The organism is Pseudaeromonas sharmana (genome assembly GCF_042649925.1).
Lineage (GTDB): Bacteria > Pseudomonadota > Gammaproteobacteria > Enterobacterales > Aeromonadaceae > Pseudaeromonas > Pseudaeromonas sharmana.
In genome coordinates this window covers 146,900-160,392 of sequence record NZ_JBHSAF010000014.1, presented here as the reverse complement: position 1 = coordinate 160,392, position 13,493 = coordinate 146,900, and the positions used below count along the sequence as shown (strand labels likewise).

At 58.5% G+C, this 13,493-nt stretch carries 14 protein-coding genes; 8 read left to right on the top strand and 6 right to left on the bottom strand.

Going from position 1 to position 13,493, the window contains the following annotated elements:
- Positions 1-154: 154 nt before the first annotated feature.
- The 3 genes from ACFOSS_RS10560 to ACFOSS_RS10550 are packed head-to-tail and all read left to right on the top strand — an operon-like array spanning position 155 to position 2,218.
- Entirely contained in the window at positions 155-586 is a 432-nt protein-coding gene (locus ACFOSS_RS10560; RefSeq protein WP_377152316.1) for a cyclophilin-like fold protein, read from the top strand.
- A 1-nt stretch (position 587) separates the two neighbouring features.
- The gene (locus ACFOSS_RS10555) at positions 588-1,799 is read left to right on the top strand and encodes an MFS transporter (RefSeq protein ID WP_377152315.1); all 1,212 of its coding nucleotides are present in this window, start codon (positions 588-590) and stop codon (positions 1,797-1,799) included.
- A gap of 5 nt (positions 1,800-1,804) precedes the next feature.
- Complete coding sequence (locus ACFOSS_RS10550) at positions 1,805-2,218, top strand: (R)-mandelonitrile lyase (RefSeq protein ID WP_377152314.1); 414 nt, start codon at positions 1,805-1,807, stop codon at positions 2,216-2,218.
- Positions 2,219-2,291: 73 nt separating this feature from the next.
- Here the strand turns inward: ACFOSS_RS10550 and cadR are convergent, their stop codons facing one another.
- A complete protein-coding gene (gene cadR, locus ACFOSS_RS10545) occupies positions 2,292-2,693 on the bottom strand; it encodes a Cd(II)/Pb(II)-responsive transcriptional regulator (protein ID WP_377152313.1) in 402 nt (133 codons plus the stop codon).
- An 81-nt stretch (positions 2,694-2,774) separates the two neighbouring features.
- Here cadR and ACFOSS_RS10540 point away from each other — a divergent pair, with 81 nt between their 5' ends.
- Positions 2,775-5,141, top strand: coding sequence for a heavy metal translocating P-type ATPase (locus ACFOSS_RS10540; protein ID WP_377152312.1), 2,367 nt, complete (start codon positions 2,775-2,777; stop codon positions 5,139-5,141).
- A 76-nt stretch (positions 5,142-5,217) separates the two neighbouring features.
- Here ACFOSS_RS10540 and ACFOSS_RS10535 read toward each other — a convergent pair whose 3' ends face one another.
- Together ACFOSS_RS10535 and ACFOSS_RS10530 are read right to left on the bottom strand one after the other, a co-directional pair.
- A complete protein-coding gene (locus ACFOSS_RS10535; RefSeq protein ID WP_377152311.1) occupies positions 5,218-5,526 on the bottom strand; it encodes a hypothetical protein in 309 nt (102 codons plus the stop codon).
- Between the two features lie 196 nt (positions 5,527-5,722).
- Entirely contained in the window at positions 5,723-6,682 is a 960-nt protein-coding gene (locus ACFOSS_RS10530) for a LysR family transcriptional regulator (protein ID WP_377152310.1), read from the bottom strand.
- 159 nt (positions 6,683-6,841) lie between these two features.
- Between ACFOSS_RS10530 and ACFOSS_RS10525 the strand changes: the two genes are divergently transcribed.
- Together ACFOSS_RS10525 and ACFOSS_RS10520 are read left to right on the top strand one after the other, a co-directional pair.
- Complete coding sequence (locus tag ACFOSS_RS10525) at positions 6,842-7,150, top strand: DUF1330 domain-containing protein (RefSeq protein WP_377152309.1); 309 nt, start codon at positions 6,842-6,844, stop codon at positions 7,148-7,150.
- Between the two features lie 60 nt (positions 7,151-7,210).
- Positions 7,211-7,759 (top strand): NAD(P)H-dependent oxidoreductase, encoded by a 549-nt coding sequence (locus ACFOSS_RS10520; protein WP_377152308.1) that lies wholly within the window; start codon positions 7,211-7,213, stop codon positions 7,757-7,759.
- A 78-nt stretch (positions 7,760-7,837) separates the two neighbouring features.
- On the opposite strand, the gene ACFOSS_RS10515 is transcribed toward ACFOSS_RS10520, so the two are convergent.
- From ACFOSS_RS10515 to ACFOSS_RS10505, 3 genes are all read right to left on the bottom strand, one after another.
- The gene (locus ACFOSS_RS10515) at positions 7,838-8,923 is read right to left on the bottom strand and encodes a GGDEF domain-containing protein (RefSeq protein WP_377152307.1); all 1,086 of its coding nucleotides are present in this window, start codon (positions 8,921-8,923) and stop codon (positions 7,838-7,840) included.
- A gap of 246 nt (positions 8,924-9,169) precedes the next feature.
- A complete protein-coding gene (locus ACFOSS_RS10510) occupies positions 9,170-10,363 on the bottom strand; it encodes an EAL domain-containing response regulator (protein WP_377152306.1) in 1,194 nt (397 codons plus the stop codon).
- A 60-nt stretch (positions 10,364-10,423) separates the two neighbouring features.
- On the bottom strand, positions 10,424-11,788 hold the full coding sequence (locus tag ACFOSS_RS10505; RefSeq protein ID WP_377152305.1) for a response regulator: 1,365 nt from the start codon (positions 11,786-11,788) through the stop codon (positions 10,424-10,426).
- 481 nt (positions 11,789-12,269) lie between these two features.
- On the opposite strand from ACFOSS_RS10505, the gene ACFOSS_RS10500 reads away from it, so the two are divergent.
- Both ACFOSS_RS10500 and ACFOSS_RS10495 read left to right on the top strand, forming a co-directional pair.
- The gene (locus tag ACFOSS_RS10500) at positions 12,270-12,650 is read left to right on the top strand and encodes an Hpt domain-containing protein (protein ID WP_377152304.1); all 381 of its coding nucleotides are present in this window, start codon (positions 12,270-12,272) and stop codon (positions 12,648-12,650) included.
- A 124-nt stretch (positions 12,651-12,774) separates the two neighbouring features.
- A complete protein-coding gene (locus tag ACFOSS_RS10495) occupies positions 12,775-13,491 on the top strand; it encodes a Crp/Fnr family transcriptional regulator (RefSeq protein ID WP_377152303.1) in 717 nt (238 codons plus the stop codon).
- Positions 13,492-13,493 lie beyond the last annotated feature (2 nt).

Here is a 13,493-nt window from a genome sequence, read left to right as displayed (position 1 = left end):
CCATCCGCTTCACTCACGTGCTGGTCGCTCCGCCACGAACGATTAGCCGCGCAGTTTAGGGAGGATTACCGCTCATGTTTGTGCGCCTTCGCCAACAGTTTTTTTGCTGCTACTGCCAGGCAGCTTCGTTGCTCATCACACCTGGGGGGAGACCATGCATATTCAACTTGCAATCAATGACCAGCGCTTGCAGGCCACGCTCGACGACACCGCGTGCGGTCGCGATTTCTATGCCCTGTTACCCCTGACCCTGAGCGTCGAAGCATATGCAGCGACCGAAACCATCGGTTATCTGCCACGCAAGTTGACGACCCAAGGGGCGCCGGCCGGTGTCGAGCCGCGGGTTGGTGACATCACCTACTACGCGCCCTGGGGCAATCTGGCGCTGTTCCATCGCGATTTCAGTTACTCCCGGGGGCTGATCCGCCTGGGCCATATTGAGGGCGCACCCGCGGCGATTAGCCGTGCACTGCGGATTGATCGGACGACAACCCTGACCCTCACACCGCTGACGGGCCCTTCCGGCTCCGGCACGGATGCCGTTTCAGAGCCGGCGTTAAAGCCCCACTTACAGGAAAAGAACTAGCATGACGCCCGCTATGTCAGACCCTGGATCCCCGACGCTAGCGTCAACAGGCGCCCATTGGCGGGGCGTTGGCGCCCTGTCGATGTGTGTTGCGATGCTGATCGCGGCTGAGTTTATGCCGGTGAGCCTGCTGCCCCCCATCGCTCATGATCTGGGTGCCACCGAGGGGCAGGCTGGGCTTGCGATCTCGATATCCGGGCTATTTGCCGTGCTGGCCAGTCTGCTGATCGCCCGGCTGAGTGCTCGCCTGGATCGACGCCACCTGCTCATCGGCTTGACGCTGCTGATGTTGCTGTCGTTATGCCTGATCGCCCTCAGCCCCAACTTTGGCCTGTTGATGGTTGCCCGGGCAATACTAGGGATCGTCATAGGTGGATTCTGGGCGCTGGCTACCGCCACCATCATACGGCTGGTCGAGCGCGCGTCGGTACCAAAGGCGCTGGGGATCATGTATCTGGGCAATGCCATGGCCACCGCCTTTGCCGCCCCCCTGGGCAGCTATCTGGGTGGCATGATCGGCTGGCGCGGCGTGTTCTGGCTGCTGACGCCAGCCGTGTTACTAAACCTCGTCTGGCTATGGCGCAGCTTGCCATCCATGCCAGCACAAAACCAGCAAGCCGCCCGCTCGCTCCTGAGTCTGCTCCAGCGCCGTCATGTGCGGTTTGCCATGCTCGGCGTCATGCTGACCTTTGCCGGAGCCTTCACCGCCTTTACCTACTTGCGGCCCTTGTTGGAGCTGCGCAGCCACGTCAGCGTGCCGCAACTCTCTTCGTTATTCCTGGCGCTGGGCCTGGCCGGATTTATCGGCACGTCCGGTGCCAGCGCGCTCCTGGCCAAGCATCTCTACCGGCTGCTCCGCTGGTTGCCGCTGGCACTGGCGTTGGTGACCGTTGCACTGTTGATGTCCACGCATTGGTTGTGGGCAATCATGGTAGCGATGACGCTGTGGGGTGCCATCAATGCCGCCATCCCGGTCGGCTGGTCGGCCTGGATCGCCGAGGGTATTCAAGATGCAGCGGAGCGTGGCGGAGGCTTGATGGTGGCCGCCATTCAGCTGGCCATCATGCTGGGTGCCGCTTTCGGCGGTCTGTTGCTGGATCTGCTCTCGGTCGAGGCAACCTTCATCGCCAGTGCCCTGCTACTCATCACCGCCAGCTTGCTGATTGGCAGTGGCAAACGACTCAGACCTCTCTCATCTGTCACACAGGAGTAAATAGCATGCACATTCTGCGCAATGGCTCCCTGCCCTCCCTGCAAGGTCCCGACCACTGGTTTAGCGGCCGCGTCCGTATCGACGGTCTGTACCAACCGGAGGCGCCCGCCTGTTTCTCGTCCGCCACGGTCACCTTCGAGCCGGCAGCGCGCACCGCATGGCATAGCCACCCGCTGGGCCAGATGTTGATCGTGGTGGCCGGTTGCGGCCAAATCCAGCGCAAAGGAGAAGCCATCGAGGCGATCCGGGCCGGGGATCTGGTCTGGATCGCGCCGGGCGAAATTCACTGGCACGGCGCGGCCCCTTTGACCGCCATGAGCCACATTGCCATTCAGGAATACCAAGATGGCACCGCCGTAAGCTGGTTCGAGCAGGTCAGCGAGGCTCACTATCTCGAATCGCAACCTGCAGCTGGCTAGCAACCGCTCCGCTAACTAAAGCCAGGTGTCTGTGCAGGCAGCTTTCTATTGCGTGGCAGCTTTGTACTGCGAGTCAGACCCGCGGTTGTTCCAATTTCTTGAGGATGCCGCAGTCACGCATGGTCTGTACCGACTGGCACTGATGGCGCAGTTCGCTCAGTTGCTGCGCCAGCGCCTGCAACTCGGCAATGCGCGTCTGCACCTGCGTCAAGTGATCATCGATCAACGCATTGATGCTCTGGCAACTGGCATCCGGCTGCTGACGCGCGGTAAGCAGGGTGCGGATCTCCTCGTGGGTCATATCCAGCGAGCGGCAGCGGCGGATAAACACCAGCCGCTCCAGATGCAAGGGGCCATAGTCACGGTAGTTGTTCTGCTCGTTGCGCAGCGGCGCCGGCAGCAGCCCTTCACGCTCGTAATAACGCACCGTCTCGACCGGACAGGCCGCCAAACGGGCCAGTTCCCCTATCTTCATTTCGCCTCCCCATCCCGGCTTGACCCTGTAGTGACTTCAGGGTGTGAAATGGCATCATAGCCTTAGCCTTGGAGGATGACCATGTCCGAACGTCACCTGAAGATCGCCGCGCATCGCGCTGTTGCCACGCCGCCAAACAAGCCGGCGGGCAAGATCAGCCTCTCCGGATTTCACAAAACACCGGTTGCATCACCCCGTACTGGCGCCATCCATCACCCTGCGCCGGCTGGCGCTGGCAGCGCAACACCTTCCCCTTGTGGCTGCTCCGGCGGCTGCGCGACCGCGCCCTCCCATCCGGCACCGAGCGCCGGCGCAGCGCAAGCGGGCGATGAACAGCACACCCTGTTGATTCAGCAGATGTGTTGTCCGGTGGAAGAGCAACTGATCCGCAAGCGTCTGGCCGCCGAGCCGGCAGTTCATGCGCTCGAATTCAACCTGTTGCAACGCCAACTGCAGTTGAGTCTGGCGCCCGGAGCCCTGCCAACCATCGTTGCCGCGCTGCGCGAACTGGGGTTTGCCGCCGAGCCCGTTGCCGACACCAGCCGCACGCCCCCAGCGCCCCAAGCCAAGGCGCCGTTGTGGCCACTCGGACTGGCGGCGCTGGCGGCGCTGGGCGCTGAAATCGCGCACTGGTTGAATGCGGCGCAGTGGGTAGCTGCCGTGCTGGCGCTGCTGGCCATCACGGTCAGTGGCGTGGGCACCTACCGCAAGGGGTGGCAGGCGTTGCGCCACGGCAGCCTGAATATCAATGCGCTGATGAGCCTGGCGGTGACCGGCGCCCTGCTGATCGGTCAATGGCCGGAAGCGGCCATGGTGATGGTGCTGTTCAGCCTTGCCGAGCGCATCGAAGCGCGCTCGCTGTCGCGTGCCCGGGAAGCCATCAGCGGTTTGCTCAGCCTGGTACCGGAGCAGGTCAGTGTGCTCGGCAGTGACGGCCAGTGGCAGCGCCTTGCCGCCGCCGAAGTCGCTCTCGGAGCCCGGGTGCGGGTGGCACCGGGGGAGCGCATCGGCCTGGATGGCCAGGTGCTGGCCGGCCACTCCAGCGTCGATCAGGCGCCGATCACCGGCGAGAGCCTGCCGGTGGAGAAAACCGTCGGTGATGTCGTCTATGCCGGCACCATCAACCAGGAGGGGGCGCTCGAAATCAGCGTCACCGCGCCGGCAGACCAGAGCCAACTGGCGCGCATCATTCAGGCCGTCGAATCGGCACAAGGCGCCAAGGCGCCGTTGCAGCGCCAGGTCGACCGCTTTGCCGCCGTCTATACCCCGGCGGTGCTGGCCATCGCGTTCCTGATCGCCCTGCTGCCACCACTGCTGCTGGATGGCGACTGGCTGAGCTGGATCTACAAGGCGCTGGTACTGCTGGTGATCGCCTGCCCCTGCGCACTGGTGATCTCGACGCCGGTGACCATCGTCAGCGCCCTGGCCGCCGCCGCGCGCCACGGCATCCTGATCAAGGGCGGCCTCTATCTGGAGCAGGGGCGCCGCCTGACGACACTGGCAGTGGATAAAACCGGCACCCTGACCGCCGGCCGCCCGACGCTGCAGCAGCTGATCCCGCTGACGGATCTCAGCCACGAACAGTGCCAGCTGCTGGCAGCGAGCCTGGCCAGCGGCTCCGACCACCCGGTCTCCCAGGCGATTGCCCGTGCCGGTCGCGACAGCGCGTACCTGGCAGTCAGCGCACTGCGTGCCCTGCCAGGCCGTGGCGTGCAAGGGACGATGAACGGTCTGCGCTACACCCTCGGCAATCATCACCTGTTGCATGAGCTGGGTCTGTGCAGTCCCGAGCACGAGGCGCGCCTGTTGCCGCTGGAGCAACAGGGCATGACGGTGGTGACGCTGATCGAGGAGCAGAAGCTGCTGGCGCTGTTTGCCGTCGCCGACACCTTGCGTCCCAGCAGTGCCGAGGCGATCACCCAGTTGCAGCAATTGGGGATCCGCACCCTGATGCTCAGCGGCGATAATCCGCACACCGTCGCCACCATTGCCCGGCAAGCCGGCATTGACGAGGCACGCGGGGATCAACTGCCGGAAGACAAACTGCAGGCCATTGCCGCGCTGGCACACGGCGCCGATGGCCAGCGCGGGCTGGTGGGCATGGTCGGTGATGGCATCAACGATGCGCCGGCGCTGGCGCGTGCCGATATCGGCTTTGCGATGGGGGCCATCGGCACCGACAGCGCCATCGAGACCGCCGATGTCGCGCTGATGGATGATGATCTGCGCAAAATTCCGACCTTCATCCGCCTGTCGAAAGCGGCGCACCGCATCCTGATGCAGAATCTGGCGCTGGCGCTCGGCATCAAGGCACTGTTTCTGCTGTTGACGCTGGTCGGCAGCGGCACCTTGTGGATGGCGGTGTTTGCCGACATGGGTGCCAGTTTGCTGGTGATCGGTAACGGCCTGCGCCTGTTGCGTTTTCAGGCCACCACAACGGCCCGTTGATACGGAGCAAGCCGTCTGTCAAACAGGCCATCGCGCTGACCCGCGATGGCCTGGCAATCTGTATCGCAAAGCCTGGCTATTTTTTGTGCCCACGCCCGGGATTATTGCCACTGTGGATACTGCGGTTGTAATGCTCGCGATATTTACCATCCACACGGTCACAATCCTGCTTCAGTGAAACCGAGCCAATCTTGATATCGATACAGTTATCTTCCCACCACGCATATTCCTTGTCGTCCCATCCGGCTGGCTTTGATTCACCCTGCCAGGTCTGTGAACGCTCGGCTTTATCATTGCCCTTTCCAGACTTACCGTTCGGTGCCGCCTGAACACCCAGGCTGATACTGGCCAGCACCAGCAGCAATGCGGTCATCATTCGTGTCATGTTCACGCTCCCCTCATGTTTTCGTCATCTCAAGTTTAGACGGCTCACTGGGCCGATACATGAATAACGCCTAAACAACGCTGTTCTCTGCCCTGTTTCCTGACTCACGTCTGGCATGGCAGCTCTATATACCGATCATGCAGCGCAGCCGCGGCGGATCCTCTTTCATGCCACCCTCGTCCGTTAAGCCGAGGGCTCACACTGGCGCCGCATAGTCGGCCAGTGCCGCGAGCGGTACATGTAACGCCGGCTGTGTGGCGAAACTCGTCAACAGATACTCCACGGTGACCCGGACACGCGGTGCCATCAGTGCCCGATGCGGATACTGCAATACCATCTGGTAGCTGCCAGGATCGTGCTGCCCGACCAGCAGGGCCTTGAGCTGCCCCGATTGCAGATAGGGCCAGGCATGGTGCACACCGACCTGCGCGATCCCCATCCCCAGCACGGCCGCCTGCACCAGCGCTTCAGGAGCCGACAGCGTCAATACCGCGTGATCCAGCGGCTGGGTGATCTGGCTACCATCGTGACAGCTAAAGTGCCAGGCCGCGAGACGTCCACCAAGAAAGCGCCGTCCAATCAGACGATGCTGTGCCAGTTGCATCGGCGAATCAGGCACACCGCTGCGCGCCAGGTATTCTGGCGCCGCCACCAGCAGCATGTTGAGCCGGCACACAGGCCGCGACACCAATGCCGAATCGGCGATATGGCCACCACGCAGTGCCAGATCGTAACCATCACGCACGAAATCGATGACCCTGTCATCAAAATCCACTTCGACACTCAGCGCAGGGTGACGTTGCTGCAGGCCTGGCAACGCCGGCAACACATAGTCGCGACCAAACGCCGCACTGGTGGACAAACGGACGTGGCCGCCGATCTCCGCCCGCTGCTCGGCTAACACATCCACGGCTGAATTCAGTGCCTCTAGTGCAACGCGCGCCTGGGTAAGAAACAAGGCCCCCTCTTCCGTCAGACTCAAGGTCCGCGTGGTACGGTTCATCAGTCGCACACCCAGAGCCTGCTCCAATCCGGCCACATTCTTGCTCACCGCCGCCGCACTGATCCCCAAAGTGCGTCCGGCGGCCGCAAAGCTACCGCCATTGACTGCCTCGACGAATGAGAGGATTGCCCGTACCCGCTGTGATATCTCCATCTCTGCCTCCTGCACCAGGGTGGAATCAGCATATTCAACCTTAAGTTGCGAAAGCAACAACAGCAACGCCACTTATAGTTGTGAATGATTGCAGCGACAATGCTCTCATCTTGAGTGCCGGACAGCGAGCTTTCGGCACCACAACCGCAGGAGGTCCCTATGTCGCAACCGGCTTACTTTGTTTTCGATGCCGTCATCCACGATGCCACGGCCATGCAACCCTACATGCAGAACGTTGCCGCCAGCTATCACGCCTTTGGCGGTGAATTACTGGCGCTAGGCGGCGATCTGCAGGTGGTCGAGGGTAAAGCGCCAGCCGGCCAACTCGTGCTGCTGCGCTTCCCTGACCGCGCCCGCGCCAGCGCCTGGTATGCCAGCAGTGACTACCAGGCACTGATCCCTCACCGACAGGCTGGCGCTACGTGCGATGCCTGGTTGCTCAGTGGGACGGCAATCTCTGCCGACTAATCCCTTTTCACGCCATAGCGCCGTCATAAGTGCGGCGAGCCTAATATGCAGAGGTCACATATGAAAACACTGGTTGTCGTGTCTCATCCCTACCCGGATCAATCCACCGCCATCAAGGCATTGCAGACCGCTGCCGCACAGTGCGAGGAGGTCTCGGTGCGCAATCTGGAGCAGCTGTATGGCGCGGACATCAATGCCTTCGACGTCGAGGCAGAACAAGGTGCGGCAGAAGCCGCCGATCGGATCGTCTTCTTGTTCCCAATCCACTGGTTCAACCTGACGCCCATGCTCAAGGCTTATCTCAATCAGGTCTGGAGTTACGGTTGGGCATTTGGCCCCAATGGCAATGCACTGCGTGGCAAGCCGCTGCAGCTAGTGGTCACCGCCGGAGCGACAGCCCACACCTACTCCGCCGCCGGGTTGATCGGCAGCAGCATGGAGGAGGTGCTGACACCGCTGCAGGCCAGTGCCTTGTATGTCGGTATGCACTATCTGCCCCCGCTGGCGTTTTATGAGGCAATGGGTCGCGACGCAACCACGCTGGAGCAATTTGCCGAGCGCTTCATCACCTGCATCCGATCACCATTGGAGAACAGTGCGTCACGGTGAGATGCCGCCATGGCAGACACGTAACACGCCAGGAGCGTGCCGGCCCTGACCGGCACACTCCTGGGCGCAGGGGTCACCCTATGCCTCGCTGATCGCCGGAACCTCTGTATTGAACACCTGATATTGGTTACGTCCTGCACGCTTGGCACGATACAGCGCCTGATCGGCCAGATCGCACAAGGCTTCCAGGCTGGCCCCAGGTTGCCAGCAGGCGATGCCGATGCTCAGCGTGACATGGCTGGCGGTAGGCGACTTGACATGCTCCAGATTCAGCTCGGCCATGCGCGCCATCAGACGGTTGGCGACGACGACGGCGCCTTCGGCGCTGGCATCGTCGAGGAAGGCGATAAACTCCTCCCCTCCGTAACGCCCCACCATGTCTACATCATCACGCAGACACTCCTTAAGACAGGCCGCAACCTTCTGCAGACAGAGATCACCTGCCGGATGGCCGTAGTGGTCGTTGTACTTCTTGAAGTGGTCGACATCGATCATCAGGATGCAAGCCACCGGGCTCTCCTCGGTTTTGCGCAGCAGTTTGTTGCTGATACGGGAGAAGAACGACTGCCGGTTGGGGATCGCCAGCAACATATCGATATTCATCGAGTGGATCAGCTTCTCCGTCAACTTGAAATTGTTGTATTCGATCTCGGCAATGAAGTGGATACCGCGGCGGACCATGAAGAAGATGCTGCCAACAATCAGCACCAGGGTCATGAACATCACTCCCTGCAACACCCAACTGGCAGAAAAGGCCCGATCATCCGCCAGTTGATTCAGCACCAAACACAGCAACATGCTTAAGCTGAAATAGGGAATCACCAAGCTGGCTCCAATATAAACCAGGGGAATCAGAACTAGCAGTGCCGGCATGATGGAGCGCAGGCTGCTGTGTGAATAGATCACCTGATGATGGTACAACGCCAATATGATCAGCCACACCAACGTCGTGACGAAGGTGATGGAAACAAACTGCAGTCGCAAGGTGTCATTGGCCAAGTTTCTTTTCTCTGCAGAGTAACGTTTTGCTATCAGATAACCAGCAGCCAGAATATAAATAAACAACATCAACAGCATGAGCCGAACATATTGTGTGCTCGATAACGTGTCATCAAGAAATGGCAGCTTGAACGTGCCAAGATCATTGAGCACCAAATACGCCATGCGGAATATCGTCAAAGCCAACAAAATTACATTGGCAGCAATAAAATACCAAAGTCCTTTCATGGACATTCGCTGGACATGTTTTAACAAAAAGTCTCTATGCTGCAACGAAAGGTTATCTGCCAATACCGTCGACGAAATAGATAAAGCATCTGCTTTTTCTACTGCCGCAAAAAATGGATTGTTTGCCATAATCTTACCGTAATAATGCTGTCAGGCTAAAATTCGCGGATTATTCCGTCGCTCTTATTGCACCAGCGCCAACCGTTGTTGATTCCAGCGAATTAACTCGTTCGCGCCGATAGCTGGAGAAAAATAGAATCCCTGCAAACTGTCACAGCCCATCTCCTTGAGCATCTGCGCCTGCGCCTGGGTCTCAACACCTTCGGCCACCGTATGGATACGCAGGTGGCGCGCCATCGCTAACGAAGCGTGTACCGCCGAGCGGTAGCGTGAATCCTCCAGCATATTGGCAACAAAGATGCGGTCGATCTTCAGCTCCGAAACCGGACTTTGCACCAGATGCAGCAACGAGGAGTGACCCGTGCCAAAATCGTCTATCGCCAGTTTGATGCCATGCAGCCGCAGCCTGGCAGAGGTCTCCAGCAGTCTGGAAAGATCGTCATAACCTTCGGTCTCGGTGATCTCCAAACATAAGAGATGGCCTGGCAAGCCATGCCGATCCAGCAGGGCGAATACCCGGTCGGCAAAGCACACATCCAGCAGCTCAGAGGGAGCGATGTTGACCGATACCGGGACCTCAACCCCCTGATCCAGCCACTGCCGACAACGGATGATCGATTGCTCGAGGATATGCTCCCCAAGTTGATCGATGAGGGCATGCTGGTACATGGGATCGATGAAATAGGCCGGCGAGAGGATGCCATGCTGTGGATGCTCCCAGCGTGCCAGCGCTTCGACCCCGATCAGACGCCCGGTTTCGACACAGATCTGCGGCTGAAAGTACGGGCGTATCTGCTGCTGCGACAACGCCTGTTCCAACATCTGGCGGTCCGGTGGTGGCACGGTGCCCCCTCGCGGCATCGGGCAGGGTGGCACCAACGGCAGTTGCTGAAGACACTCACTGATCTGCTGCCGGCTGACCGGTTTGGACAATGCATCACTGATGAACACGCCCTGCAAAGTGGCCATCTCAACCACCGAGTGAATGATGTCGGCACTGGCGGCACTGAGCAACAGCACAGGGCAAGCGTCGTCATCGTTGGCCAGGTGACGCAGGAAGGTCACCCCATCCATACCCGACATGTTCAGATCACAGATCAGTGCATCCGGCATGCCCTGTGCGGCGATCATCTTCAGTGCTTCTGCCCCGTCCTGTGCTAGCAACACATTCTTAGCCAACGGTTTACACAACTCGTGCAACCAGTTGAGCTGGAACAGCTCGTCTTCAATAATCAGTAAATTGTTAAGCGTGGTCATACGTTACCCCATGACAAGTGACCATGATTCAATGTGCTCCAGCCAGATTGCACTCTCGACTTAGAGCGCATATGCCCTGTCACTCGCTACAGATGACCGCCACTTCTCCATGTAGACACTCATCGTCGTTTGGAATGTCTGTCGCCTGTTGCGCGGCAGACTCGATTTGATGGCCGCATAATATTCCGGCAGCCGTTCCGGCTGTTCTGGCAAGGCGATAAGCTTGTTCCACTCCATCTCCTCAACCAACCCCATCTGATACTCTTGCGTCGCTCCCGATTGCTGGCGATGCAACTCGATGAGATCGTCAACACTCGGCTTGGTGCCGCAGAGAATGTCGGCTCGTGCCTGCAGCAAGGCGTCAATGGATTGCGCCATCGGTAATAGACGTTGCCCCTGCCAGCCTTTGCTCAGCGAGCGGTAACGCGTCAGATGTTCCTGCCGCGCCTCTGGGGTCGCAAACTCGGCCACATCCAGCTGCAAGGCCGCCAACAGCTGCTGCAGCGGGATTTCATCCTGCTGCATATGACGGGCATAGCGCAGGCCTCGCTGCACCGTCTCCTGCGCGGACACCAGATCGAAGCCTGCCATCTCGATGAAGGCCTGCAACCAGTAGCGCTTAGTACCTCGTGGGCACAGGGCGATGGCCTGTCGAATGCTGTCCAGTGCAAGATCGAGTTGCTGCAGCTGAACACAGGCCTCGGCTTTGAGCGTCAGCGCCTCACTGCACAGCAAGGGGTCATCCTGCAGCGGTCGCACCAGGGTAAACACCGATTGCAAATGCTCCTGCAACAATTCAGCGCGGGCCAACAGCAACCTGGCCCGATTGCGTAGGCTGGTACTTTTCAAGCCACTCAGCAGCTCCCGCGCCCGATCATAATCCGCCGCCTCGATACAGGCCTCGGCCATCAGCAGACGCGCCTTGAGGCTGGTCACGCCCTGTCCACGCGCCAACTGGCCACCACGCGACAACAGTGTCGGCAGATTTTGCTCTCGACGTTGCAACAGCAAGGGACACAGTCGCTGTTTGAGCTGCAACAACTCCTGCAGACGTTGGCTCACTACTTGGTAACTGATCGGTTTGACCAGATAGCCATCCGGTTCCAGCTCCATGAAGCTACGCACCACCTCGAGCGAGGCATCCGCCGTCACCACGGCGGTAACACAATCTGCGGCCAATGACTGCTCTTCACGCAGCGTCGTCAGTAGCTGGTAGCCGTTCATGCCATGGCTGGCGAGATTAAAATCCAGCAGTAATAGCTGATAGTTTTTGGCGGCACAGAGCGTGAGCGCAATCTTGGCACTGTCAGCCAAATCAATCTGATCGGCGCGAAAACCCATCTTCTGTAACATGCCACGCAATGCATTACTCATCACGGCACAATCATCCACGATCAGGATGGGGCGGCTCTTATCTATATGCATAATGAACGCCCGAGCACCTCAGCTTGCTATTGTTCATATGAGTTATCCCCACCGGAGCGTGAATTCATGTCGATTGCTCATACCATGCTGCTATATTAACTTCCTTAAATCACGTCGTCTGTTATTTTGAGAACAGACACAGCCAAAAACACCATAAAATAAATATAGAGATCGCGTCAAAAACCGGATTAATATTATTAACGAGAGCATTACCATCTTATATTAATGGTCATTTTTAGGTATGGCCGAACATGACGCTGCACGACTGAAATCATCTGTTATTTTGAGAACAGACAATTAATTAACTTTCTTATACCTTGTTATTTGTTTTGAGCCATTACCTTATCTCATGTGCATGAATTAATTGCATGCACCGTTAATAAGTTGCTAACAGCTTGTTTGTTTCATTGATGGAATTATTAAAACATCAACACAGACTATCTATATTCCGGTGTATGTCACCGCTGGGGAGAATACTTTTATGTCAATCTCATCACTGTCGGATATTCGCTCGCCTCGTGGCTTCCATCTGGATCGAGAGCACCTGCTCAATCTGGTGGCCAGTGATCGGGAACTGGTGAAAACTCTGCTGACCACCTACTTGACCGCCAGTGGCAGCGAAGTCTCCACGTTGCTGCAAGCGATCACGACAGATGATGTCGAGGTAACGGCCAGGTATGCCCATAAGATACGCGGTTCACTGCGTTATCTTGGTGCCCGGCGCATCGAAGCCATGTTGTGTGATGTCGAGACGGCGGCACGAGCATACGACCTGCAGACCCTACGCACTCATTACCGGCCAATAGAATCCGATTATCGTCAACTGGAACTGGAGATCCGGCACTGGCTTACCGAGCTGTAAGCGCGCCGCTGATCGTTTAGAGCCCTGTGTGAGCCCCAAGACAGCTTGGTTCATTTGTGTCATGCTGATTTCGATTACAGGGACACGGCACCATCTACCGCTTGACCGGCTGGGGAGAGAGAAGATGCAAACGAGATCTGTGTTGCAGGCAACGGCGGAGATCCAATGGCCCTGTCCGCTGCCGGACGCCACCAAGGCCTCATTGTTGCAGATTGCCCGCCCCTTCGATCCATCGCGTCTGATGGGCCCTATGCCAGGCATCTTCTACGTTTTATCTGGCTGTGTGGTGGGCTATGCCACCAATGAAGCTATGGATAACTCCCTGGGACTGATTTTCGGTCACGGCAGCTGGTTTGGCATCCAATACATTGACAACCCCGAGTATGCCCCGGTCGAGTTATTCGAAACGCTGCTACCGACCCGCTTGTTGTTGTTTCCCAAAGACTCGCTGCAATTCCTGCTCGAAAAAGAACCCCTGGTCTACAAGTTGTTGTTCTTCATCTCGCAGCAGATTGGCCGAATGACCTTGCAAATAGGCAGTAATACCCTGTTTTGTCTGACTACCAGGGTAACCTATTTGCTGTTGGAGTTAGCTCGCCAGCATGCGCTGGTCGAAGATAGCCATCCAGTACTCAAGATCACCCAGCAGCGCCTGAGCCAGATCGCTGGCATCAGTCGCCCGCGCGTCAACGAAGTACTCAACGTGCTCGCCGATGCCGGGGAGATTGCCATCCGTCGCGGCGAAATCCTCCTGCTGGACTTCACCGCCATGAAAGCACGCCTCCCCCAATTCAGCTTCATGTACCACGATCCGGTACCCCATATCGATCATACCGGTTGAAT

What these genes read in the sequence shown, in the direction of transcription:
- ACFOSS_RS10560 (WP_377152316.1), top strand. Translation starts at nt 155, where the DNA reads ATGCATATTCAACTTGCAATCAATGACCAGCGCTTGCAGGCCACGCTC.
- ACFOSS_RS10555 (WP_377152315.1), top strand. Translation starts at nt 588, where the DNA reads ATGACGCCCGCTATGTCAGACCCTGGATCCCCGACGCTAGCGTCAACA.
- ACFOSS_RS10550 (WP_377152314.1), top strand. Translation starts at nt 1,805, where the DNA reads ATGCACATTCTGCGCAATGGCTCCCTGCCCTCCCTGCAAGGTCCCGAC.
- cadR (WP_377152313.1), bottom strand. Translation starts at nt 2,693, where the DNA reads ATGAAGATAGGGGAACTGGCCCGTTTGGCGGCCTGTCCGGTCGAGACG.
- ACFOSS_RS10540 (WP_377152312.1), top strand. Translation starts at nt 2,775, where the DNA reads ATGTCCGAACGTCACCTGAAGATCGCCGCGCATCGCGCTGTTGCCACG.
- ACFOSS_RS10535 (WP_377152311.1), bottom strand. Translation starts at nt 5,526, where the DNA reads ATGACACGAATGATGACCGCATTGCTGCTGGTGCTGGCCAGTATCAGC.
- ACFOSS_RS10530 (WP_377152310.1), bottom strand. Translation starts at nt 6,682, where the DNA reads ATGGAGATATCACAGCGGGTACGGGCAATCCTCTCATTCGTCGAGGCA.
- ACFOSS_RS10525 (WP_377152309.1), top strand. Translation starts at nt 6,842, where the DNA reads ATGTCGCAACCGGCTTACTTTGTTTTCGATGCCGTCATCCACGATGCC.
- ACFOSS_RS10520 (WP_377152308.1), top strand. Translation starts at nt 7,211, where the DNA reads ATGAAAACACTGGTTGTCGTGTCTCATCCCTACCCGGATCAATCCACC.
- ACFOSS_RS10515 (WP_377152307.1), bottom strand. Translation starts at nt 8,923, where the DNA reads ATGGCGTATTTGGTGCTCAATGATCTTGGCACGTTCAAGCTGCCATTT.
- ACFOSS_RS10510 (WP_377152306.1), bottom strand. Translation starts at nt 10,363, where the DNA reads ATGACCACGCTTAACAATTTACTGATTATTGAAGACGAGCTGTTCCAG.
- ACFOSS_RS10505 (WP_377152305.1), bottom strand. Translation starts at nt 11,788, where the DNA reads ATGCATATAGATAAGAGCCGCCCCATCCTGATCGTGGATGATTGTGCC.
- ACFOSS_RS10500 (WP_377152304.1), top strand. Translation starts at nt 12,270, where the DNA reads ATGTCAATCTCATCACTGTCGGATATTCGCTCGCCTCGTGGCTTCCAT.
- ACFOSS_RS10495 (WP_377152303.1), top strand. Translation starts at nt 12,775, where the DNA reads ATGCAAACGAGATCTGTGTTGCAGGCAACGGCGGAGATCCAATGGCCC.